This window comes from Microcoleus sp. Pol14D4, from assembly GCF_036701245.1.
Taxonomy (GTDB): domain Bacteria; phylum Cyanobacteriota; class Cyanobacteriia; order Cyanobacteriales; family Microcoleaceae; genus Microcoleus.
Genome location: NZ_JAUBQM010000045.1, coordinates 12,924 through 36,135 on the forward strand (window position 1 = coordinate 12,924; position 23,212 = coordinate 36,135).

Genomic DNA, 23,212 nt, shown 5'->3' on the forward strand with positions numbered 1-23,212 from the left:
CATTACCCGCTACCCATTACCCCCTCTAGAAGTCTAACCCCGCTTCGCGAGCTGCTTCTGCGAGGGCTTTGACACGACCGTGATAGAGGTTGCCCCCCCGATCGAATACGACTTTGACTATGCCAGCGCTGGAACAGCGTTTGGCAATCAACTGACCGACTTGCACGCTCGCGGAGCAGTTGCCGCCAGAACTGAGAGTTGACTTCAATTCGGGATCGAGGGTTGACGCAGCGGCCAAAGTGTGCTGGGCGGTATCGTCTATTACTTGAGCGTAGATGTGCTGCTCTGAGCGAAATACCGCTAGTCTGGGACGTTCGGCGGTGCCGAAAACCTTGCGCCGAACACGGCGGTGTCTGCGCTGGACTGATTCTTTGCGAGTAAGCTTCATTGTTACTTCTTACCTGTTTTGCCTGTTTTACCAGCTTTGCGCCGGACGACTTCGCCGCTGTAGCGAATGCCTTTGCCTTTGTAGACTTCGGGCGGACGCACTGCGCGGATGCGGGCTGCTGTATTGCCTACGAGTTCTTTGTCAATGCCGGAGACAATGACGTTGGTGTTGCCTTCAACTGCCATTGTGATGCCTTCTGGAGGGGGCATTTCAACGGGTTTGCTGTAACCGACGTTTAAAATAAGGTTCCGTCCTTGAACCTGTGCCCGATAACCTGTGCCGATAATTTCGAGACGCCGCTGAAAACCTTGGGATACACCTTCGACCATGTTGGCGACTAGGGTGCGGCACAAGCCGTGTAGTTGTCTGGCGACGCGAGATTCGTCTCGGCGGGTAACGAGTAAAGTCTCGCCTTCAATTCCCATGAGGATTTCGGCTGGGATTACTCGAGAAAGTTCACCTTTAGGGCCTTTGACGGCTACTTTTTGACCGTCTAGGGTGATGGTGACTTTATTGGGAATGCTAATCGGACGCTTGCCAATTCGCGACATAGTTTTTTGTCCTTTGTTTTTAGTTATTAGTCCTTGATTATTAGTGCTTAGTTATTAGTCCTTAGTGATTGATTTTTGAGTCTGTTGCCAACGACCAGTGACTAATGACTAATGACTAATGACTACCAAACATAACAAAGCACTTCACCGCCCAAACCTTGGCGTCGAGCTTCTCTATCCGTCATAATGCCGCTGGAGGTAGAAATAATGGCTATGCCAATTCCGCCTAATACTCTGGGCAATTCTTTACGGTTCGAGTAAACGCGCAGTCCTGGTTTGCTGACTCGCTTCAGTGCCGTGATAATGGGCTTGCGAGTTTTACCTTTGTACTTTAGAGAAAGCACTAAATGTCGCTTGACCCCTTCTTCTGCTTCTTCAAATTCGCCGATGAAGCCTTCACTTTTGAGGACTTGGGCGATGCTGCGGGTCATTTTTGTAGCTGGAATTTGCGTTGTTTGGTGGCGCGCCATGCAAGAATTGCGAATGCGCGTCAACATATCTGCTATGGTATCGTTAGCTGCCATCTTTTGCTTCTTACTCTAGTGCTTAGTTGTCCCGGAACGGCATTCCCATTTCTTTAAGCAAGGCGCGTCCTTCTTCGTCGGTGTTTGCTGTGGTGATAATTGAAATGTCCATGCCTCGAATTTGATCGATGCGGTCATATTCTATTTCTGGAAAAATTAGCTGTTCTCTCAGACCCAAGCTGTAGTTGCCGCGCCCGTCGAAGCTTTTGGGGCTGATGCCGCGGAAGTCGCGGATTCGGGGGAGTGCGAGGTTGATCAGCCGATCGAGAAAATCGTACATCCGATCGCCGCGCAGCGTCACCATAACGCCTACGGGTACTCCTTTGCGGATTTTGAAGCCTGCAATCGCTTTTTTCGCCCGCGTCACCACTGGTTTTTGCCCGGTGATGATGGCAATTTCGTTGATCGACGAATCCAGTGCCTTAGCGTTTTGAGATGCTTCTCCCAAACCGCGGTTCACTGTGACTTTGACGAGTTTGGGAACCTGATGGATATTAGTATATTTAAACTGATCCATCAGTGTGGGAACGATTTTTCCTTGATAAAGAACCTTGAGTTTGTCCGGCATAGTTTTTGTGTTTCGTTAACTGTCCCTGGGCTTGGTCAGGGAATTGTTCTTTGTCAGTTGATAGTTGTCCGTTGTCTGTTAATGACTAATGACTAATGACTAATGACTAATTATCGAGGATTTCTCCAGTTTTTTTGAGCTGTCGCAGTTTCCGGCCATCTTCGCTAAATGTATAGCAAACGCGGCTAGCTATTTTTTCTTTTTCGGAATAGTGCATGACATTTGAGCTGTGAATGGGAGCCTCAAACGTGAGTATTTTCCCTGACTCTCCTTCTTGCTGGGGCTTGACGTGCTTGGTTCTGATGTTTACACCTTTAACAACTACTTTGCTGACTTTAGGATATGTCTTTAAGATTTCTCCGACTTTTCCTTTCTCTTTGCCAGTAATTATTTGCACCGTGTCGCCTGCTTTGACGTGCATTCTGTAGCGCTGCGGTTCGCTAGTTGGTTTACCCTTTTTTCCGTACATTTTAAAGTACCTCCGGGGCTAAGGAAACGATTTTAGTAAAGTTTTTGTCGCGCAATTCGCGGGCGACGGGACCGAAGACGCGAGTGCCTTTGGGGTTGCCGTCTACGTTGATAATAACGGCGGCGTTATCGTCAAAACGAATGCTCATGCCACTGTCGCGGCGCAGACCTTTGCGAGTTCTGACAATGACTGCCCGAACGACATCTGATTTTTTGACGGCCATATTGGGGATGGCATCTTTGACGACGGCAATGATGACATCGCCGACTCCGCCGTAGCGACGGTTGCCGCCTCCCAATACGCGGATGCACATCAGTTTGCGGGCTCCGCTATTGTCGGCGACATTGAGGTATGTCTGGGGTTGAATCATGGTGATTGTTGAGTGTTAACTATTGACTGTTAACTGTTAACTGTTGACTTTTGACTGCTAGTTGATTGTTAATTTTCGATCGGGAGATCGCGATGTGGCAATTAACTGTTAGCCGTTTTTTGTCCCAAAAATCTCAGCAACCGTCCAGCGTTTGGTTTTGCTCAGGGGGCGAGTTTCAGTGATGCGGACACGATCGCCCGATTTGCACTGATTTTCTTCGTCATGAGCTTTGTAGCGCTTCGTGCGGACTACGATTTTGCCGTATTTGGTGTGGGAGGAGCGGTTTTCGATTGCTACCACGACGGTTTTATCCATCTTGTCGCTGACTACTACGCCAACTCGTTCTTTAATTGCCATAGCTACCTATTTTTGTTGTGCAATTGACTTTTTTTTAGCTACTGTGCGATCGTCGGCTCGGCTGCTGCGGTGGGAGCAGGCTGTGCTACCTGTTTAGATGCGGCTAATTTTGCTGCCGCAGCTTCTTTCTCAGCAACGATTTGGCGCTCGCGTTCAACTGTCATCAATTGAGCTAGCCGGTGTTTGGCGTGCTTGAACAGGTGAGGCTTTTCCATGCGGCCGGTAGCTTGCTGGAGCCGCAATTCCATTAGTTGGCGCTTGACGGCTAAAATTTGCTCTGCTACAGCAGCATCGCTTAATTCTCTAGCTTCTTTAATCTTGGTCAAAGACATAATTGTGTGCTTTCTCGTTAGCGAGCGGTATGACAGAAGACAGAAGTGTCTCTTAGGCTGAAGGTCGAAGGAAAGAAAAGTTATGAAAGCCAGATTTTAAATTGCTGTAGCCGTTTAAAATGCTGATTAATACAGACCTAATTCTACCTTCGCTCTTCGCTATGACTGGCCTTCTTCGCGAGTGATGAACTTGGTTTTAATTGGTAATTTGAAAGATGCCAAACGCATTGCTTCGCGGGCAATTTCTTCACTTACGCCGCCAATTTCAAACATTACCCGGCCCGGTTTGACCACGGCCACCCAAAACTCTGGTGAGCCTTTACCAGAACCCATCCGGGTTTCTGCTGCACGCTCGGTGACTGGTTTGTCGGGAAAAATGCGAATCCAAATTTTGCCACCCCGGCGGATATAGCGGGTCATGGCGCGGCGTCCGGCTTCTATTTGGCGGGAAGTAATCCAGGCGGGTTCGACGGCTTGGAGCGCGAAATCGCCAAAGCTAACTGTATTGCCGCGGGTGGCAATACCGCTCATTCGCCCGCGCTGTTGTTTGCGGAATTTCGTTCTTTTAGGGCTTAACATGGCGAAAGGGAGTTGGGTAATTGGTAATTGGTAATTGGTAATTGGTGATTGCTAATTGCTAATTGGTTTGGAACAACTCACACTTAACAAATGACAACTAACAGTTAACAATTAGCTAGCCTTCGTTCGATCGATCTTCAAAGTTCTGGCGGCGGCGCTTTTGTTTGGTGCGGGGTACTGCAGCATTTGGTGCAGTCTCCTGTTCCTGTCCGGGAATAATTTCGCCTTTGAAAACCCAAACTTTAATGCCGAGGATACCGTAGATGGTTTGAGCAGTGCAGTAGGAGTAGTCAATGTCTGCCCGCAGGGTGTGCAACGGAACTCTTCCTTCCCGCGTCCATTCGGTACGAGCGATTTCTGCGCCGTTGAGGCGTCCGCTGACTTGAATTTTGATGCCTTGGATGCCGACTTTTTGGGCGCGGGTGATTGCTTGGCGGACTACTCGGCGGAAGGATACGCGCCGTTCTAGTTGCTGAGCGATGTATTCCGCAATCAGTGTGGCATCAGCGTCTACTCGCTGGACTTCGACGACGTTGATGCGGATTTGACGGTTGCTACCGAGTTGCTGCTGCAAACCGACGCGCAAGGTTTCGATGCCTGCTCCGCCGCGGCCTACGACAACACCTGGTCTGGCGGTGAACACTTCTAGGTCGATTTGATCGGCTTTCCGCTCAATTTTGACCGAAGAAATGCCAGCGTTGCTGAGCGTTTTACGAACGTACTTGCGAATTTTATAGTCTTCTTGCAAGAGTTCTGGATAGTTTTTGGGATCGGCAAACCAGCGAGAGCGGTGCTCTTGGGTAATGCCGAGGCGAAAACCAATTGGATGTATTTTTTGGCCCATAATAGTTGATGAGTTAATTGGTATTTGGTAATTGGTAATTGGTAATTTGTGATTACCCCTTTTCTTCAACTTTAAGCTGTTTATTACCTATTACGTTTTTCCCTGGTTTAGTTTTCTACGAGCGGAGCTACTACTACGGTAATGTGACAGGTTGGCTTGCGGATTTGGTAGGCACGACCTTGAGCGCGGGGTCTAAAGCGTTTGAGGACTGGGCCTTGGTCTGCGTAAGCTTGAGACACTACTAGCTTGGATTTATCCAATCCTGCGTTGTGCTCGGCGTTGGCTACTGCCGATCGCAAAACCTTGACGATTGGTTCGCAGGCGCGGTAGGGCATGAATTCGAGTAAAATCAGCGCTTCTTGGTAGCTTTTGCCACGAATTTGGTCGAGGACTCGGCGCACTTTGAAGGGCGATGTCCGGATGTAACGGGCGATCGCCTTAATTTCGGATGTGGTATCTATAGCCATTTCGATTTCGGTAATTGGTAATTGGTAATTGGGCAAAAGGTAATTGGTAATTGGTAATTTTTTTTCCGACTACCTATTACCTGTCACCTAATTCGGCTATCTTTTCGCCTTTTTATCACCACTTTTCGCGTGACCTCTAAAGGTGCGAGTGGGGGAAAATTCTCCGAGTTTGTGACCTACCATTTGGTCGGTGAGGTAGACGGGTACGTGCTGTCTGCCGTTGTGAACGGCGATCGTGTGGCCTACCATTTGGGGCAGGATTGTGGAAGAGCGCGACCAAGTTTTAATTACTTGTTTTTGGCCGGCGGCGTTGAGTTTTTCGATTTTTGTCATCAGAGCATCTGCGACAAAGGGGCCTTTTTTTAGCGATCGAGACATGATTTTTTTAGTAATTCAGGAGTCATTAGTCAGAATTAAGCAGTCATTGGTCATCAGTCCTCAGTCATTAGTTAGCAGTTAATAACTAAGCACTGAAGACTGCTGACTGATGACTAGCTTTGTCTGCCACCCTTGCCGCGCTTGGAAGCTTTGCGGCGGCGCCGGACGATTAAAGCGTCGCTGCGCTTGTTTTTGCGTCGAGTTTTTGCACCCAATGCTGGTTTACCCCAAGGAGTGACAGGCCCCGGACGTCCGATGGGAGCTCTGCCTTCGCCACCGCCGTGCGGGTGGTCTACCGGGTTCATGACGCTACCGCGAACGGTGGGTCTGCGACCTTTCCAACGGGTGCGACCTGCTTTGCCGAGGCTGATGTTTCTGGCGTCTGTGTTGCCGACTTGACCGATAGTGGCATAGCAGTCGGCGCGGACTTTGCGCTGTTCGCCGGATGGCAGTTTGAGGGTGACGTAGCTACCTTCTTTTGCCATTAGCTGAGCGCTGGAGCCGGCGGAGCGAACGATTTGTCCGCCTTTTCCGGGTACTAGCTCGACGTTGTGGATGCTGGTACCGAGGGGAATGTTCTTCAGGGGGAGGGCGTTGCCGATTTCGATCGGCGCGTCTGGGCCTGAGACAATTACTGTACCGACGTTTAAGTTAAGCGGGTGCAGTATGTACCGTTTTTCGCCGTCTTTGTAGAACAGGAGGGCGATGCGGGCGTTGCGATTGGGGTCGTATTCGATCGCCTTGACGGTAGCGGGAATGCTGTGTTTGTCGCGGCGGAAGTCGATGTCTCTATACAGCCGTTTGTGACCGCCTCCCCGGTGGCGACAGGTGATGACGCCTCGGTTGTTGCGGCCTTGTTTGGTGTGCTTATTGCTGGTTAAAGACTTTTCTGGCTCTGATCTGGTAATTTCAGCAAAGTCCGAGACGGTTTGTTCTCGGGTGCTGGAGGTATAAGGTCGGTAAGAACGGATGCCCATAATCGATCTATTTTAGATTTTGGATTTTGGATTTTGGATTTGACGTTTATCGATTTTAGATTTTAGGTTGAAGATTGGCGATATTTGGTTAACTTACGAGTTTTCTGGTTCGAGAATTTCCACCAGTTAACCGCAATTTAAAATCTAAAATCTAAAATCTAAAATCCAAAATCGTCTAGACTTCTGGGAATAGGAGTTTGCGGATCGAGTCTCCGTCGGTCAGAGTTACGGTTGCTCGCTTGTAACAAGGTTTAAAGCCAACGAATTTGCCAACTCGACGCTTTTTACGCGGCGGGTTTTGGGTGTTGACGCCGATGACTTTGACCTTAAATAGTTCTTCGATTGCAGCTTTGATTTGAGGCTTGGTCGCTTTGGGGGCTACGTCGAATGTGAATTGATTTAATTCCATCATTCGGGTAGCTTTCTCGGTGAGAATCGGACGCTGGATCAAATCTGCGTAGTCGCGGGGGTCGATTTTACTCACCGTAAATCTCCTGAATTTTAGCTATGGCTGTAGATGTGACGATAATTTTGTCAGCCGCGAGAACGTCGTAAACATTCAGGGAAGTTGCCAAGATGACGTTTACTAATTCGATGTTGCGTCCTGATAAGTAGACGTTTGGTTGCGGTTCTGGCAAGATTAACAGAACTTTTGTATCGGGTTCGATGCCCCAGCGGGCGATCGCACTCAGCAATTCTTTGCTTTTCGGTCTCGGAAATTGCTCTGCAAATTCTTCAACCACAATGATGTCTTCGGTGCGACTTTGGAATGCTGTCCGCAAAGCGAGACGGCGTTCCTTTTTGTTCATTTTGACTTCAAAGTCTCTCGGTTTTGGCCCGAAGATGACACCGCCGCCCCGCCACAGCGGAGAACGGATTGAACCTGCTCTGGCTCGGCCGGTGCCTTTTTGACGCCAAGGTTTGCGGCCACCGCCTCTAACTTCCGATCGAGTTTTGGTGCAAGCATTTCCTTGACGGGCGTTATTCAGTTGCCGCGTCAATGCTCTGTGAACGATGTGAGACGCATTTTCTTCTTTGGCTACGCGCAGTTCTAAAGTTGTTTCCCCAACTTCTTCGCCTTGCCAATTTCGCACTACACAATTAACCATATCTTTTGTCCTTTGTCTGTTGTTAGTTGTCTGTTGTTAGTTGTCTGTTGTCTGTTGTCTGTCGTCTGTTGTCTGTTCTCAGGTCTTAGTTTTCAGCTATTAGTTTTCAGCTTTTAGTTCTTAGTTATTGCTTGCTACTAACGGCCAACCACTATCTACTGACTGCTGACTACTGACTAATGACTACTGACTAACGTCCTACTTTTTTCTCAGGCACAACATTGACTAAGGCGCCAGCTTTGCCGGGAACTGCTCCCTTAATTAGCAGCAAATTCTGCTCTGTATCCACCCGGACAATTGTTAGTTTGCGGACGGTGACTTGAACGTTGCCCATACGTCCTGCCATTCTTTTCCCGGGATAAACGCGACCGGGAGTAGTTCCAGGTCCGATCGATCCAGGTTCGCGGTGGTTCTTGGAACCGTGAGACATCGGGCCTCGTTTAAAGTTGTGGCGCTTTTGAAAACCTGCAAAACCTTTACCGATGCTTGTACCGATGACATCTACTATTTGTCCCGGTGTAAAGGTATCTGCTTTTAGTTGTTGACCTAATTCAAATGAACTGGTGTCTTCCAATCGGTATTCCTGCAAGTGGCGCAGTGGATTCGCCCCCGATTTGGCAAGATGTCCTAGTTCTGGCTTGTTGAGAGCCTTTGGTTTGACTTCGTTGTATCCAACTTGAACGGCACCGTAGCCGTCAGTTTGTTTTGTTTTGATTTGAGTTACTGTACAAGGCCCTGCTTGTATGACGGTGACAGGGATTGCTCTCCCTTGGTCGTCAAACACTTGAGTCATGCCTAGTTTAGTGCCAAGAATGCCTACAGACACGGATTTTTTTCCTTTTATTTACGCAAGAGGTTTCGGATTGCGAAAGTTACGTCAATCCGCTTGCTCTTGTGCAGAAACATTTATTTCAGTGTTCCTGCAATTAACTGTTATCAACCAACAGCCTTCCTCGGTGTTTAAAATTTGAGTTTTAAATTTGGGAGCGAGCTTGTGGAAGTCTTGCAAGGGTTGAGATTCGCGGCTTTTTACCGACTCTATCTCCGAGTTTTGTCTCGGTCTTGCTTGTTTGTGCCAGGACTTGAGCAGCAAACTACTCAGTATCCTTTACGGCGACAATTCACAATAGTACATGAAGTGTTTGCCGTTTGTCAAGGGCGCAATGAGAATTTTTCGCCTCAACTTTAGGATTTATAATATTTCCAGCTCGCAAGCAGCGATCGACCAAATTTTGATACAGCAGGAAACACAAATTTATGGGACTGATTACGACGGGATCTGATCTGATTCGGGATTTGGAAAAGTCGGGGTCGCTGGCCCTGTACGTTCCTTTAGAGGGAGGATTTGAGGGGCGCTACCTCCGCAGGCTGAGGGCTGCGGGCTACGGTGGATACACGATTTCGGCGCGGGGTTTGGGCGATTTGGCGATGTATTTAACGGGGGTTCACGGCGTGCGGCCGCCGCATTTGGGCAAGAAAACTACTGGCAACGAAGCGGCTGTTGGTTATACGTACTACGTGCCACCGATTTTGCAAACTCAATTAGACAATTTGCCACCGAAAGCAAAAGGATTGGTGCTGTGGATTATTGAAGGGCAAATTTTGTCGAGTCAGGAGATTGAGTATTTGACTGTTTTGCCGACGTTAGAACCGCGAGTTAAAATAGCAGTGGAGATGGGGGGCGATCGAGCTTTTAGCTGGAAGCCACTTAAAGATGCTTTAGTTGCAGCTTAAATTCCGGTATTTGCGATCGCAAATTAACTAAAAAACGCAGCGAGCAACTAAAGCTCAACAGCTTCTGCTCGCTGGTTTTGATATTTTTGGGAAAAAGTTAATTAACTAACAGGAAAAATCTTATGCTTCAGAATCGCGATTATACCATAATCATTGACAAAAGCGGCAGTATGTACACAAAAGACCAGATGGGCGGTAAAAGTCGGTGGGCGCTCATGCAAGAATCGACGATCGCATTGGCGAATAAATGCGAAGAACTCGATCCTGATGGCATAACAGTTTATGTGTTTTCCGGTCGCTTCAAGCGATATGACAACGTAACATCAGCTAAAGTCGTGCAAATTTTCCAAGAAAACGAACCTGCCGGGACTACGAATTTAGCTGCTGTTCTGCAAGACGCCCTGAACAGTTATTTTCAGCGCAAAGCATCCGGTAAGACCAAGCAAAATGGGGAAACAATATTAGTGGTGACGGACGGGGAACCGGACGATCGCAAAGAAGTGATGAAAACTATTATAGAGGCTTCTCGGAAGCTCGATCGAGATGAAGAGTTGGCGATTTCTTTCATTCAAGTAGGGAATGCGCCGGAAGCTACTAAGTTTCTCAAGATATTGGATGACGAACTGCAAAGCGCTGGGGCTAAATTCGATATCGTTGATACTGTCACGATGGATGATATTGAAGGAATGACCCTGACAGAGGTATTGCTGAATGCAATAACTGATTAAGGAGGCGGGCGAAGTTTCCGTGATTATATTGGGGCCAGTTAGCCCAGCAGCATTTTTTAGGGGGTTTAAGTTATGGAATCGATCGAGCGCCTGTTAGGTGAACTTAAGGCAGAGTATCAAGCATCTCAAAAAATTGCTGAGTTGAAAAGTCAGGCGCCGGCGCAAGCACAAGCGCCGTCAAATCCAACATTTAAAACATCAGATATAAATTTGTATGCTAGTCCTTTGGATAAGGACTTAGCTCAACTTAAGGCTGAGTACGAATCGCAAAATACAGCTCAGGAAGTGGCTGCACTGCAACCGCTTAAGGCTGAGCAAAAAGCGCAAAATAAAGCTCAGGAGGTCGCTTCACTGCAACCGCAACCCGCAGAAAAAGTCGCGGAACCACAGTTGGACGTACAAACGCGCAGGCAGAAAGTTAGGCAAGCTCAGGTTTGGCTGAAAAAGTTGGATAAAAATTCCGATGAGGGATATTGGTTCGATCAGTTTGCTTTTAAGTATTCTTCGAGGATAGATGCCGCGATCGACTATTTGCAAGCGGTGAATGAGTTTGATTGATTGAACTGCAGAGTATTCACAATTTTTAAGGCCGTTTTTTGGTTAATTGCCCTCTCTATTTGTTGTAAGGGCACGGCAGTGCTGTGTCTTTACAAAGCGTAAAATAAATATCATTTGTATAACGCGGGATTTAGGATACAGCAGTGCCGCATCCCTACAAATTCCCAGCAAATAAAAATCATTTATAGGAACACAGCACAGTTATTTCCTGTGGCTTTCATAACCACGGGGAGGATTGCTCCTATACTAAATTTTTGGACACTGATGTAGGATGCAACAAAAACAAAGCCGCCTTTTTTGCTGTATCTTCAGATAGCTGAATTTGTTTTAACTCAACAATACCTTCACTGATAAAAGTATCTCTCAAAGCAGCTTTTTCTCCACTGTTAAAAGTCGTTTCGTAAAACACTTCTCTAATTCCAGCGGCAATGACTAATTTCAAACAATAGATGCACGGTTCTAAAGTGACGTAAATACTAGCCCCAGCAGTAGATATACCGTGTTTAGCAGCTTTGGCGATCGCATTTGCTTCAGCGTGAACCGCCCTTGATGGCAAAGTTTTACTGGCGTCGCAGCTACTCAAACCAGGATAGCAGAAGCCTTGAGTAGTACAGTGTGCCGAACCAGACGGCGAACCGTTGTAACCCGTTGCTAAAACTTGCCTGTTTTTAGTTATCACCGCGCCTACAGGAAAAGCCAGACAAGTCGATCGAGTAGCGGCTAATTTGGCTAACATTAAGAAGTATTCGTCCCAATTCGGTCTTTCTTCTTCTAGATTCATCGTCTATCCTGGATGTATTGCTTGCTCGTTTTGAGACACTCGGCAGCCTTCTGCAATTCTATTCCCAAATAACCAATATGCTCGCCTTTAATAGCGGGGGAAGCCGCACAAATTTCTCGCACTAACTTGAGAGGGTTTTTTCCAGAATAACAGGTGACAACTTCGCCGCTGCCGGGGGTGGTTTGCGTGACAACTATTTGATTGTCGGCTACTTCAACTAAAAAATTGCCCGCTGCGTCGAAAAAGTCTCGCTCTTCGCAGATTTTAGCATATTGGGTTTGAATTAGTCGATCGGCATTTTCAAACGTATCGTCATACAAGTGAGCCGATTGACTCAGCGTTACCAACGGGCCCATCGTCAAATTATAATCGGAACGCCTAGCAATTTCATCTCGAATGTGCTGCTGCAAAGCCCGCAAACCCATTGCATTTGCCGGCCAAGCCGCAAACATATCGTTACTGCGGAGAGTTGCAGTTAGGGAGATTTCACCGTCCACAACTCGCACCCAAATGTGATTTAAACAAGGACTGCCGCTGTGCTGGTGATCTGAGGAACCGTCAGACCTTCTGTTAATATTTCCCCCAGCATCCCACAAACTAATTACAGCACTTGCCGCGTCAATTTCTTTAATTAGTTTGGCAATAACTTCTTCAATTTGATCGCGACCAAACCACGATCGCATCCGCTGTGCGTAGGTATATTTAATGCCTTCGTTATACGGGGCATCTTCCAGCATTTGCGGTTTGTACTGTTCGAGGAAATCGCGGTCGATTGGTAAGTAATTCGGTTCGGGAAAATAGAACTCGTCAGGTTCATCCGTAATCACTGCCATTAAGTCGATTAATTCTTGCCACTGTCCGTCGTAACCAGTCGGCCGTAAGGTGCCAGTGGTCTTAATTCGGTGGATGATTTTTACCCAAGTTTCGGCAATAGTTTTGCCTTCGATTCTGTGTCCGTATTTCTCACCGGGGAGTACAGTTGGGACGATTTCGACTAACGGAAAAGTTACGGCTTCTCCCCAAGGTTCAACAGATTCTTTTTGGGCAAAAGACTTGACAATAGTCACTGTTTCGGCTATAGTTTTGGCTTCTTTCCATTCTATTGAATGACGCAATAGTTCTAAGGCTTCTGTTGCTATTTCAATATCAATGTAGCCAAATATTGAAGATTTAATTAGCCAGCAATCTCTACCAGTATCGCTTTTTCCTGCTTCAAAGCCGTTGCGAAAAAAGTCGAGCAAGCACGCTGCCGCGCCCGAATTGCGGTCTTCTTTGGTAGCGTTGAGAATTACTAAAAAGCGGACGTGGGGATTGCACAGCAAGTTTCTAATTAAGAAGTTGATGCCGCGAGTAGGAGAGTACAGTTGTCCGATGACAGCAAATTCGTTGGGTTGTAATTTTTTGCCGATCGCACTTTTGACTGTCCAGCCACTGACAATGGCTGTTTGCCCCGTTCCGCAAATTAATTGATTGGGTTTGTATAGGGGTTTGTACTCAAATTTATTGATGAGATTTGTGGCTGTCATGGTTTACCGTTGTTTGCACCGGGTACTACTATATCAATAGTTTGGATGCTTTGAAAGGGCGATATCAATCATCTTTATGCTGCCGCTGCAATGATTTGTTATGCTGCGTCAAAGCAGATCGTTGCGTGAACGTCTTTTACAGCGCTCGCCTTCAGCGGAATTGAAATCACAAACTCTGTACCTTGACCTAAAGTTGAGTTGACTTCTAAAGTTCCAGAGTGTTTCTGGACTACGATTTGATGAGCGATCGCCAATCCTAAGCCTGTTCCTTGCCCCACGCCTTTGGTGGTAAACAGATGCTCAAAAATTTTTGGCTTCACTGCATCCGTCATGCCAATCCCATTATCCTGAATTCGGATCACTGCCTGAGATTCCGACAATTGGGTTTTGACAGTAATCTGGTTGGGGTTGGCTTTGATCTGAGCAAAACTGCGTCCTTTATTTGATTCCTCAAGGGCATCGATCGCATTTGCCAGCACATTCATAAATACCTGATTCAACTGTCCGGCAAAGCATTCTACCTCTGGCAGATCGCCATAGTCTGTGATGACTTGAATTTCCGGGCGACATTCGTTGGCTTTGAGGCGATGCTTGAGAATCAACAGCGTGCTGTCAATGCCGTCGTGGATATTGCAAGTAATTGGGAGCTCGCAATCCGAACGCGAGAAGGTTCTTAAACTGGTGCTGATGGTGCGAATGCGATCGACTCCTTCTTGCATCGAATCGATTAACTTGGGTAGATCCTCTTGTAAGTATTCCAAGTCTATTTCCTCCACGAATGCCTGAAGTGTGGCACTTGGATAAGAGAGTTCTTTTTGGTAGAGAGCTATCAGTTGAAAGAGGTCTTTAATATAGTCCTTAGCGGGATTCAGATTGCCCGCAATAAAGCCAAGCGGGTTATTAATCTCGTGCGCGACACCCGCCACTAAATTGCCCAAAGCAGACATCTTTTCGGTGTTGACTAAGTGACACTGAGACTGTTGGAGTTGTATGAAGGCTGCTTCTAAATCAGCCGTTTGCTCAGCTACACGCTGTTCGAGATTTTTAGTTAACTGCCGTAGTTGCAAATGAGTTTTCACCCGTGCTAGCATCTCCTTTTCTTGAAAAGGTTTAGTGATGTAGTCCACACCACCCAGGACAAATCCTTTCACCTTGCTGTCGGCATCGGACAGAGCAGTCATAAAAATGATCGGAATGCTGGCTGTGCTGGGATCTGCCTTCAGACGTTGGCAGGTTTCAAAGCCGTCAATTCCTGGCATTTGAACATCGAGCAAGATCAGATCGGGAGGATAAGCTTGGACTCTCTTAAGAGCGCGATCGCCGTTGATGGCGGTTGCTACTTCATACCCCGCATCACTTAAGGTTTCACAAACCACTTCTAAGTTTGCAGGGGTATCATCCACCACCAGAATTAATTCAGGACTAGACATCGGCTTTTTTCTCTGTGAGGTGTTGTTGTAGCAACTCTTCAATTTCTTCGTCTTTAAATTGCTTGGCAAGCTGAAGAATTTGTGATGCAAAATCAGCGTAGCGAGGGTTAGAGCGAGCAAGATGCTCTGTGTGTTCTCGTAGCCGTTTTAAGTTGCCTTGCTCTGCCAGTTGTAGTAACGCCCTTAACTCTAAACTCGAAGGAATAATCCCTTCAGGCTTCTCTAATGCAGTCGTTAGAGTGGATGGCCCAGAGTCATTTGAGGCTGTCATTTCATATTTCCACTTTAATTCCAAATGAGTGGCTAAGAGGTTAAATAATTCACTGACTTCCACTGGCTTGGCCAGGAAATCATTTCCCCCTGCATCTAAACTCATCTGTTGATAGGCTTGTGATACTGATGCAGAAGAGACAAGGATCTTCTGGTGTTGCAACTCATTTGCACTGCGAACCTGTTTGAGCAGTTCAAAGCCATCCATGACTGGCATTGCCAAGTCTGTAATCACTAAGTCAGGTTGAGACTGTCGTATTTTTTCCAATCCTTCTTGTCCATTTTCAGCTTCAGTAAGTTGGAATCCTAGTGGATATAACAAGTTGACGAGAACGGCTCGGTTTTCCCAACGATCGTCTACAACAAGAATGCTGCGTCGTTGTCCTTCGTAACCAATAATTTGTTTTCCAGTTGTGAGGGAGTTTTGCTCGACCCAATCGGTGGCGATCGCCATTTCCACCTCAAAAAAGAACTCACTACCGACTCCGGGTTGGCTTTTAACTTGGATTTTTCCGTTCATAAGTTGGACAATCCTTTGACTGATCGCGAGTCCTAAACCGGTACCCTCGACTTGGCGCTGGCGATCGCCCACTTGTTCAAAAGCCTGAAAAATTTTATCCCATTGATCGGGCGCAATTCCTACGCCGGTATCCTCAATTTGAAATTTGAAAGAGCGACTGGACGGATTGGGAGAATTCTCAACTACGGCAACCTTGAGCGTGACAGAACCTTTGTCGGTGAATTTAATCGCATTTCCCACCAAGTTGAGTAACACCTGACGCAGCCGTTTTTCATCGGCAAAAATCCCTTCAGGCAACTGCGGATCGGGCTGGTAAACGAAGTTAATGCCTTTTTGGTCGGCACGAATGCCGCAGATTTCAGCGACACCTTGGAGGAATGAGGGAAAGTGAATCCCTTTAGGTGTGAGTTCTAATTTGCCGGCTTCAATTTTGGACAAGTCCAACACATCGTTAATCAGCGTCAGCAAATGAGAACCACACTGGTGAATGATTTCTACCCCATGACGTTCTTTCGCTGGCAATGCGCTGCTGCGGTTGAGGATTTGAGCATAGCCCAAAATACCGTTGAGAGGAGTGCGAAGTTCGTGGCTCATGTTGGCGAGAAATTCGCTTTTTGCTTTGTTGGCATTGTCTGCAGCTTCCTTTGCATACTTGAGTTCGGCGGTGCGTTTTTCAACTCGCTGTTCAAGCTGCTGGTTAGTTTGCTCTAGGGCGGTGAAGGAATCGCGCAACTGCTGCGCCATTCGGTTAAAGGATTGAGCAAGTACACCGAGTTCTTTAACGCCAGAGGTTTCGACGTTTTGGTCGAGTTTTCCTTCGGCGATCGCTTCCGATGCGTGACTGAGCAGCAAAATGGGTCGAGCAATCCAGCGCGAGGTGTAGATACCCAAAACGGTTGCCAGTCCTAATGCGCCTAAACACAGCCAAATCGTGTTGACTGTATTGGCATTAATTCGTCCCATGAAATCTGATTCCGGCATGGCGACGACTACTAGCCAGTCCAATCCCCATTCGTCCTGCCAGGGAGTTACTTGAACAAATTCCCGCTCACCTTGGATCTCAAAGTCTAGGCGCTGGATGGTTTGAATAGTTTTCAGATCGCCGAAGCGATCGCCGAGATACTTGGACGTGGCTTGCATTAGGGCGTCCTTACTCTCAAAGCCGCGCAGCCGCTGAGGTTTGCCGTTGGTCACTGAAAACACCGGCGCATCGCTAGAGCTGGCAACGATAAATCCGTTGCGCTCCAGAATGAACACCTTGCTGGATTGACTAACCTTAATTTCACGTAAAAAGTCACTAATTTGCGAAAGGCGCTGCTCGACCCCCACGCTGCCGATCAACTCACCATTCTTGTTATAGATGGGGCGACTCGTCGCGATCGACAACGGGTAGTTATTAGTCTCCCATTGATAGATCGCGCTCCACCCTGGTTTGCCCGTCTCGACACCTTTGGCGTACCAGCCTTCTTTCTGGAACTGATACGCTTTGGTGATTTCAAACATTTTAGTAGGCTTGCTTTGGTCATTCGTCATGTAGTTGTACAAATCAGGATTGCCGTACCGCTTCGGTAGCACCAGGCTAATGTCAGGATTGCCGTGGTTGGGAATTGTTGACTCGCGGTAATATCCCGATGCGATAAAGTCGCCCGTTTTAGAGCCGTAGAGGATATAGCCAACGTTATAGGTTTTTACCTGCTTGGCAAAGAATTGAGCCAGGCGATCGGCATCCTGTAAGTTCAACAATCCCAGGTCAATTTGCTCGCCGTTGATTTGCGTCAAATAGCGGGTTGCAGCGGCATAGCTGTCGAGGTGCTGATCCACACGGTTACTCACCTCCGTTTGCAAGTTAGTAGCTAGTTCATTCACTGCTTTTTGTCCATTTCGCAGCGACAGATACCCTGTTAATCCTACGGCCGCGAAGATTTGCAGGATGAATGGAACAACCAGACCTGTTCGCAGGGGAACCTTACTAAAGCCTTTAGCAACAACAATTGTGGACTTTGACAGCATAGCTTTCAAAACAGTAAAGATAGGTACAGGGCTGAGAGTTCCCAAACAAGGTTTAGAGCCACCTGATTTTATCTGCAATAAACAGGGAAAATATCGGATCGGGTGGGATTTCTAAACAAGTATTGCGGTTCAAGTTTTCTAGCGTCAATTTCCCCACCATTTGGTAGCTGAAATACGCATCGACGCTAACAATTAATTTCGTACCTCTAACAACCAATCGCATCAGCAAGTTGCGAGTCGTTTTCTCTTGTTCACCGAGAGCAACAAGGACTGAGTTGCTTGATGTGGCGTTGGTTGGTGGAGTGGCTGGGAGGCTGCGATCAACTCGGATCTTTTAGCCGACTGTTTTTTTAGTAGATCGGGCGATCGTTCTGGCTCAAATTTAAAGGCGATCGCACACACTCCACCAAAAATATCTCAACCCCATTACAATCGAAGACTACCGCTTATATAACCCACTTGAGATCTTTTGGGCGAGGGGAGCATCTCATATTTGTAAAAACACTTCTTCTAGCTCCTTCTTTCTTCCTCTTTCTTCCTCTTGCCTCCTGTCTCCTGCCTCCAATGGCTCCTTCTTTCTTCCTCTTGCCTCGCAGCCTCGCGCCTCGCAGTATCGGGCCTCCAAACTCCAATTCCTAGCTTGGCTGCTTTCATTGAGATGCTCCCAGGGCGATCGAGTAAAATTGACAAAAAGAGGTAAATTTAATCAGATTGGGGTTTAAAATGGTTTATTCCAGCGATGTCACGGACAAGGAGTGGGAAATTATTGAGCCATTACTGCCCCAAAAGAAGAAAATCAGACCTCCGGCGTGGACTGGCGCGGCAAATCCTTTTCGCTGATATTTTATCAACTCAAGAACGGTTGTAATTGGTCAGACTTGCCAGAGATATACCACCATATTCTACTGTCTTCTGGCATTACAAAAATTGGTGTGAGGACGGTGTACTTGATGGGATCATGACCGAGTTAAATAGTAAGGTGTGGTAACAAGTCAAAAAAAACCGCAGTGGACAACCCTAATCATGATTGACTCACTCAGGGGAGAAAAACACGCTTCTATGCTAGTGAGGAGTCTAAAGAGTTTTGTTTCTACAAATGCACGCTTTGGCGTCAAAAGACCTCTAGCTGTCGATATACTTGGCTTTCCCTTCTTTACCCATTGTACTAAAGCTAGCTTATCTGATGATCTGCAAGCTGATTGAAATGCTTTCCCAAAACATCAATTACTTCAAATCTAAACCTGCCGAACTTCCCAAAACTAACATCTTGTTAGACAACGGGTACCACCCTGAGAAACGCAACTCTTGCCTTGGAGGAGATTTATGCTCAGCTTATGGCTAAGATTCAATTTGAACTCGCAGCCGCGCCATCAAAAGCCGAAAAGCACGCTAAAGGGCAATCTGAATTTTTGCCCTCGGCGGCTAGATGGGGGAAGAGAACGTTCAAAGGCTTGGGTGGAAAGATGCAAAAGCTGGCGTCAAAAACTTTGATCGCACACTTGCTCGTTCAAATGCCAAACTCAAGCTTTGCTTTATCAGACTGATGCTTAGAAGACTAGCCACCGCGTAAAAAGATCTCAAATGGGTTCTATAGATTAGCGGGATTTGCCGATCGCACTGAGCTTGAGTCTGTCTCAAATTTGTCGCTGCTGAGTTTACCGGGAAAACTGGTTGCAGGCAAACTGTCACAGGTACTCTGAACAAAAAAATTATCAAAATAATAAAAAAATGCGCTCGACCGCGTTAGCAATTGCCAATAATTAGCGACGCACTTATTTTGCATTATCGGGCTAATTGCCGGTTGATGCGTAGATACCATGCCACCACACCCAACAGTTCTCTGAGAAACTGGATTCACGAAGCCTTGTCCTAATTAAGATACAATAAGAACCATAAAGAAAGTGCGATCGACATTATTTGACAGTCAAGCTATGCAATCTACAACTCAGTCCGAGACAGAACAGGCGATGGACGCTCCCAAACACGGATTGCCCGTTACAATCATTACAGGATTTCTCGGCAGCGGCAAAACAACCCTGCTCAACCACATCCTGACTAACCAGCAGGGTTTGAAAACAGCAGTTTTGGTAAATGAATTTGGCGAAATCGGTATCGACAACGAACTCATTGTCACTACCGACGACAACATGGTTGAGCTGAACAACGGCTGCATCTGCTGCACAATTAATGAAGATTTAGTTAATGCAGTTTATAAAGTTCTGGAACGTCAAGAAAATCTCGATTATCTGGTAGTCGAAACAACCGGACTCGCCGATCCGCTACCAGTAGCAATGACTTTTTTAGGCACAGAACTGCGCGACCTTACTCGTCTCGATTCGATAGTGACAGTAGTAGACGCAGCCAACTACAGCTTAGATTTGTTCAACTCTCAAGCAGCTTACAGTCAAATAGCTTACGGCGATATAATTATCCTCAACAAAACTGATTTGGTCGAAGAAGCAGATTTAGATTTGTTGGAAGTTAAGATTCGGGATGTCAAGGAAGGTGCTCGAATTCTGCGAACGGTAAAATCGCAAGTTCCCCTACCACTGGTCCTCAGCGTCGGATTGTTTAAATCTGACAAATATTTCCAATCTGAGGAAACTCCTAGCAGTCACGAACATCACGACCATCACGGTCACGAACATCACGACCATCACGGTCACGAACATCACGAACATCACGACCATCACGGTCACGAACATCACGAACATCATAACCATCACGGTCACGACCACTCCGACCATTTAGAAAATGACGGATTTACCTCAATTTCTTTCCAGAGCGACAAGCCATTTTCTCTGAGAAAATTTCAATATTTCTTAGACAACCAACTGCCAACAAACGTGTTTCGCGCGAAAGGGATTATGTGGTTTGAAGAAAGTCCCAAACGGCATATTTTCCACTTGAGCGGCAAGCGATTTACGATGGATGACGACCAGTGGAAAGGCGAGCGGAAAAACCAGCTTGTTTTCATCGGTCAGGGTTTGGATACCGAGACTTTGCGATCGCAACTCGAAAACTGTCTTTGTATGCCTTCAACCAATCGCGGCAAAGGTTTTGGGAAGAACTAACAGTAAAATATTCTTTTCACCTCAACCAAAGAGCGTCGCGGTCTTATTGTTTCCGCGATCGCGATTTGGATCTTAGTGGGGACAAGGAAGGGGGATCGCCCTCCAAGAAAAAGAGTGCCATCCAAGAAAAACAGCGCCCTCGAATAAAAAGAGCGATCGACCTATTTTATTGTTGCTAACAAAAACATAGTCGCACACTTATACTGTCCGCCGATCTCAAAAGCACGATCGCCAGTGATTTCAACGGTGCAGAGTTGGGTTGTTTTTACCTAATCTCTGCATCTTTATGCGGTAGTGCCCTGAAGGAAAGGATCAAGAGAATTAAACTTAATTCAAATAAAGTAGGCGTTTAGAGTTGTAAATTAGCATTGTAATGATGCACAAAGCGCCAAATAGCAGCAATATGATTTTCTAATTTTTTAGAGAAGGCTAAGCTCTTTCTTACCAATCGAGACACTCGTTGTCGAATAGTACAGTTGAAGCGCTCGATATAGCTAGTAAAACCACTATCTTTGTCTACACTCCGATGACGTTTCCTGGGCAATACAGAATCATAAGCACTCCAATGGTCGGTATAAATTACTGCACATTGACGGTACACTGGTGGCATTGAATTCTATAAAGCAAGAGCCGATACTGCGCTACGATCTCCAATGTGTACACCAACAATTTCCCTAGTCTGGGCATCCAATGCCAGCCAGACCCACTGCTGATTCCCTTTATTATCAACGAATGACCATAACTCATCCATCTGAACACTCAAGCGCTTTTTTTCCTTGGGAGTCACCTCCACTTGCTTCTTAACAGCAGCCGCTTGACTATTAACGTATCGCTGCACTGTATCTTCTGACACTTGAAGTACCCGAGCAATCCCGGCCTGAGAAATACGTTCAAGTAGCATCCGTGACATCAACTCTTTTTGTTCTTTTGTAATAGGTTTCCATGCCGGATTTAAAACAAATTGACGACCACATTTTCGGCATTTATAATGAAAGTTTATGATGCCGAGTTTGACCGTTTCGACTAACTTCTTCCGAACCACAATTAGGGCAACAATTAATTTCTAATGTCATATCACGCTATGGCAAACACTTCTCTAATCATAACGTACTCTGATCCTTTCCTTCAGGGCACTACCCTTTATGCTGTTCGCACCCTGACAGGGTGACAACCCCGTCAAAACCCGGATTGAATCAAGAACATAGCCCTCAAACCCATCTAAAAAAATGGTAGTTTGTTAGGTATAGCTCTCATTAATTTAGCAACTATTTCTTGACAAAGCTCCATTCCAATCACCCAAGATTGAGGCGAATAAACCCGTCCAAAAGCTACTATGACGGCGTTCCGATCGCCTGCACTCATTCCACTGACCAATACACTTATGAACTCTTCCCAGCTTATGTTTTTGACCTTGGATCGCAGCACAAGTTTAGGCACTGGGAATAACTAAAATTAAAAATTTTAAACGCCGATCGTTGCCGCGACTCTTCTCGCTTATTATAACCGCCTGTCTTGCAGTCCTCAAACGTCGCTTCAATCCCACTACGACATTATTTAAAAGTAGCGATCGCTCTCTTAAAATTCCCTAAATTACCTAAGAGGTACTAACCTTCATCTTCCCCGTTGCTGCGCTATTAGGATTTACGCATTGACAAAATAACAAAATAGTGAATTGATAAAGAGGGAACGTCTCCCATGATAGTATTAATCGCTTTTTGCTTAGAGACAATAGTCCCGACAGTTTTCAATCAATAACGGCATAGTTGGGGTTTTAGCCTGCTCAGGGAGGTCAAATCCTAACGGTAGAATGAAAGTTTCAGCCTCGGTTTCAAAAACTGTCCGCGGTATTGTTAGAGATATGAACCGAAAGATTTATTCGAGATGACAGAAAAATTTATCAACTTAGAAGGAGGTATATTAAATGTTGACGATAGAGTTATGGAAAAGCTGTATGGTGAACCAAAACCTACGAAATTAATTATTTATTTTGGGTCAGGTAAATACCAGAAGCAAATCAGTGTATTGAACTCGATCGCGCTATACTCTAGTGATATTTATGGTAATTTAGAGCCAACAAATTAAACAGTTAACTATAAAATTAAATGTCAAATCAAAAAAAAATTATAAAAATGGTGAGTAAATTCCGATAATTTGGAATCCAAGCAAGAAGATTAACGGGAGATAATTGGTATTAAATAGTAGAAAAGTTAAATGTTATAAAAAACATAGACTGGTTTTTATTCGTAATTAAAAAAATGTCTCCAATGAGCCACAAAAGTATTGCCAAGTAAGCACCTTAGAGATGGCAAATGAAGCATTAGTGACTCATATAAAATAATTTAGATTTATAAACTTGTTGAGAAAAGACTTTCAAAAAGAAGACTCTAGACGTTATATGTTATATCTGCCAGAGCCGGGCAAGCTTAAAGAGACAAGTCGAAGTGGTTTGAGCGCAATTCACGATGTTCATTGGGGAATTGAAACCTTTCATAGAGCGCTCAAACAAGTAAGTGGAATTTGTCGGTTCATGGTGAGAGAAACCCATGCAATCGAGACTCACATATTTTGCTCACTTCACGCATTTATCAAATTGGAGTTAGTGCGCTCTAAAAAGATAATTAGCAATTGGTATGAAGTCCAAAGGAATCTATTCACTTTAGTTGTCCGT

Annotated in this window: 26 protein-coding genes and 1 pseudogene; 5 read left to right on the top strand and 22 right to left on the bottom strand. The window is 46.1% G+C overall.

The window, feature by feature from the left end:
* Positions 1-25: 25 nt before the first annotated feature.
* The 16 genes from rplR to rplC form a co-directional block, all read right to left on the bottom strand.
* Positions 26-388, bottom strand: a complete 363-nt coding sequence (gene rplR, locus QUA33_RS16860; RefSeq protein ID WP_333039624.1) for a 50S ribosomal protein L18 — start codon at positions 386-388, stop codon at positions 26-28.
* A 2-nt stretch (positions 389-390) separates the two neighbouring features.
* Complete coding sequence (gene rplF, locus QUA33_RS16865) at positions 391-939, bottom strand: 50S ribosomal protein L6 (protein ID WP_190737229.1); 549 nt, start codon at positions 937-939, stop codon at positions 391-393.
* 122 nt (positions 940-1,061) lie between these two features.
* Positions 1,062-1,463 carry a 30S ribosomal protein S8 gene (gene rpsH, locus QUA33_RS16870; protein WP_190737227.1) on the bottom strand — a complete coding sequence of 134 codons (402 nt, stop codon included), beginning with the start codon at positions 1,461-1,463 and terminating at the stop codon, positions 1,062-1,064.
* 22 nt (positions 1,464-1,485) lie between these two features.
* Positions 1,486-2,031 (bottom strand): 50S ribosomal protein L5, encoded by a 546-nt coding sequence (rplE, locus tag QUA33_RS16875; RefSeq protein WP_333070033.1) that lies wholly within the window; start codon positions 2,029-2,031, stop codon positions 1,486-1,488.
* Between the two features lie 106 nt (positions 2,032-2,137).
* A complete protein-coding gene (gene rplX / locus QUA33_RS16880) occupies positions 2,138-2,500 on the bottom strand; it encodes a 50S ribosomal protein L24 (RefSeq protein WP_333045759.1) in 363 nt (120 codons plus the stop codon).
* Position 2,501: 1 nt separating this feature from the next.
* Complete coding sequence (rplN, locus tag QUA33_RS16885; protein ID WP_006634991.1) at positions 2,502-2,870, bottom strand: 50S ribosomal protein L14; 369 nt, start codon at positions 2,868-2,870, stop codon at positions 2,502-2,504.
* Between the two features lie 108 nt (positions 2,871-2,978).
* Entirely contained in the window at positions 2,979-3,227 is a 249-nt protein-coding gene (gene rpsQ, locus QUA33_RS16890) for a 30S ribosomal protein S17 (protein ID WP_006634992.1), read from the bottom strand.
* Positions 3,228-3,265: 38 nt separating this feature from the next.
* Positions 3,266-3,559, bottom strand: coding sequence for a 50S ribosomal protein L29 (gene rpmC, locus QUA33_RS16895; RefSeq protein WP_333095879.1), 294 nt, complete (start codon positions 3,557-3,559; stop codon positions 3,266-3,268).
* Between the two features lie 159 nt (positions 3,560-3,718).
* A complete protein-coding gene (gene rplP, locus QUA33_RS16900; protein ID WP_333095880.1) occupies positions 3,719-4,138 on the bottom strand; it encodes a 50S ribosomal protein L16 in 420 nt (139 codons plus the stop codon).
* Between the two features lie 115 nt (positions 4,139-4,253).
* Entirely contained in the window at positions 4,254-4,982 is a 729-nt protein-coding gene (gene rpsC, locus QUA33_RS16905; RefSeq protein ID WP_333095881.1) for a 30S ribosomal protein S3, read from the bottom strand.
* Between the two features lie 107 nt (positions 4,983-5,089).
* Positions 5,090-5,449 carry a 50S ribosomal protein L22 gene (rplV, locus tag QUA33_RS16910; protein ID WP_190657986.1) on the bottom strand — a complete coding sequence of 120 codons (360 nt, stop codon included), beginning with the start codon at positions 5,447-5,449 and terminating at the stop codon, positions 5,090-5,092.
* A 96-nt stretch (positions 5,450-5,545) separates the two neighbouring features.
* Positions 5,546-5,827, bottom strand: coding sequence for a 30S ribosomal protein S19 (gene rpsS / locus QUA33_RS16915; protein ID WP_006634997.1), 282 nt, complete (start codon positions 5,825-5,827; stop codon positions 5,546-5,548).
* 113 nt (positions 5,828-5,940) lie between these two features.
* Positions 5,941-6,804: a 50S ribosomal protein L2 gene (gene rplB / locus QUA33_RS16920; RefSeq protein WP_333057787.1), complete on the bottom strand. Its 864-nt coding sequence runs from the start codon at positions 6,802-6,804 to the stop codon at positions 5,941-5,943.
* A gap of 175 nt (positions 6,805-6,979) precedes the next feature.
* Positions 6,980-7,288: a 50S ribosomal protein L23 gene (locus QUA33_RS16925; protein ID WP_006634999.1), complete on the bottom strand. Its 309-nt coding sequence runs from the start codon at positions 7,286-7,288 to the stop codon at positions 6,980-6,982.
* Entirely contained in the window at positions 7,281-7,913 is a 633-nt protein-coding gene (gene rplD, locus QUA33_RS16930; protein WP_190657994.1) for a 50S ribosomal protein L4, read from the bottom strand. Before rplD ends, QUA33_RS16925 begins: the two co-directional genes overlap by 8 nt.
* A gap of 190 nt (positions 7,914-8,103) precedes the next feature.
* Positions 8,104-8,739 carry a 50S ribosomal protein L3 gene (rplC, locus tag QUA33_RS16935; protein WP_190657996.1) on the bottom strand — a complete coding sequence of 212 codons (636 nt, stop codon included), beginning with the start codon at positions 8,737-8,739 and terminating at the stop codon, positions 8,104-8,106.
* A 431-nt stretch (positions 8,740-9,170) separates the two neighbouring features.
* Here rplC and QUA33_RS16940 point away from each other — a divergent pair, with 431 nt between their 5' ends.
* The 3 genes from QUA33_RS16940 to QUA33_RS16950 all read left to right on the top strand — a co-directional run bounded on the left by QUA33_RS16940 (position 9,171) and on the right by QUA33_RS16950 (position 10,933).
* Positions 9,171-9,647, top strand: coding sequence for an NAD(P)H-quinone oxidoreductase subunit N (locus QUA33_RS16940; RefSeq protein WP_333070029.1), 477 nt, complete (start codon positions 9,171-9,173; stop codon positions 9,645-9,647).
* Between the two features lie 122 nt (positions 9,648-9,769).
* Positions 9,770-10,375 (top strand): VWA domain-containing protein, encoded by a 606-nt coding sequence (locus QUA33_RS16945; RefSeq protein ID WP_333149655.1) that lies wholly within the window; start codon positions 9,770-9,772, stop codon positions 10,373-10,375.
* Positions 10,376-10,447: 72 nt separating this feature from the next.
* The gene (locus tag QUA33_RS16950; RefSeq protein WP_333149657.1) at positions 10,448-10,933 is read left to right on the top strand and encodes a salt stress protein, Slr1339 family; all 486 of its coding nucleotides are present in this window, start codon (positions 10,448-10,450) and stop codon (positions 10,931-10,933) included.
* A 241-nt stretch (positions 10,934-11,174) separates the two neighbouring features.
* Here the strand turns inward: QUA33_RS16950 and QUA33_RS16955 are convergent, their stop codons facing one another.
* The 5 genes from QUA33_RS16955 to QUA33_RS16975 form a co-directional block, all read right to left on the bottom strand.
* Positions 11,175-11,714, bottom strand: coding sequence for a dCMP deaminase family protein (locus tag QUA33_RS16955; RefSeq protein WP_333039601.1), 540 nt, complete (start codon positions 11,712-11,714; stop codon positions 11,175-11,177).
* Complete coding sequence (locus QUA33_RS16960) at positions 11,711-13,240, bottom strand: thymidylate synthase (RefSeq protein ID WP_333149659.1); 1,530 nt, start codon at positions 13,238-13,240, stop codon at positions 11,711-11,713. The genes QUA33_RS16955 and QUA33_RS16960 overlap by 4 nt, the downstream gene beginning before the upstream one ends.
* Before the next feature lie 98 nt (positions 13,241-13,338).
* Positions 13,339-14,670 carry a response regulator gene (locus QUA33_RS16965; RefSeq protein ID WP_333149661.1) on the bottom strand — a complete coding sequence of 444 codons (1,332 nt, stop codon included), beginning with the start codon at positions 14,668-14,670 and terminating at the stop codon, positions 13,339-13,341.
* On the bottom strand, positions 14,663-17,470 hold the full coding sequence (locus QUA33_RS16970; protein ID WP_333149663.1) for an ATP-binding protein: 2,808 nt from the start codon (positions 17,468-17,470) through the stop codon (positions 14,663-14,665). Before QUA33_RS16970 ends, QUA33_RS16965 begins: the two co-directional genes overlap by 8 nt.
* Before the next feature lie 52 nt (positions 17,471-17,522).
* Positions 17,523-17,693: a hypothetical protein gene (locus QUA33_RS16975; RefSeq protein WP_333149665.1), complete on the bottom strand. Its 171-nt coding sequence runs from the start codon at positions 17,691-17,693 to the stop codon at positions 17,523-17,525.
* A 1,111-nt stretch (positions 17,694-18,804) separates the two neighbouring features.
* Between QUA33_RS16975 and QUA33_RS16980 the strand changes: the two genes are divergently transcribed.
* Together QUA33_RS16980 and QUA33_RS16985 are read left to right on the top strand one after the other, a co-directional pair.
* A complete protein-coding gene (locus QUA33_RS16980) occupies positions 18,805-19,014 on the top strand; it encodes a hypothetical protein (RefSeq protein WP_333149667.1) in 210 nt (69 codons plus the stop codon).
* Positions 19,015-19,401: 387 nt separating this feature from the next.
* Positions 19,402-20,544, top strand: coding sequence for a GTP-binding protein (locus tag QUA33_RS16985; protein ID WP_333149669.1), 1,143 nt, complete (start codon positions 19,402-19,404; stop codon positions 20,542-20,544).
* Positions 20,545-20,893: 349 nt separating this feature from the next.
* Here QUA33_RS16985 and QUA33_RS16990 read toward each other — a convergent pair.
* Positions 20,894-21,617, bottom strand: a pseudogene (locus QUA33_RS16990) (IS1 family transposase).
* Positions 21,618-23,212: the final 1,595 nt, after the last annotated feature.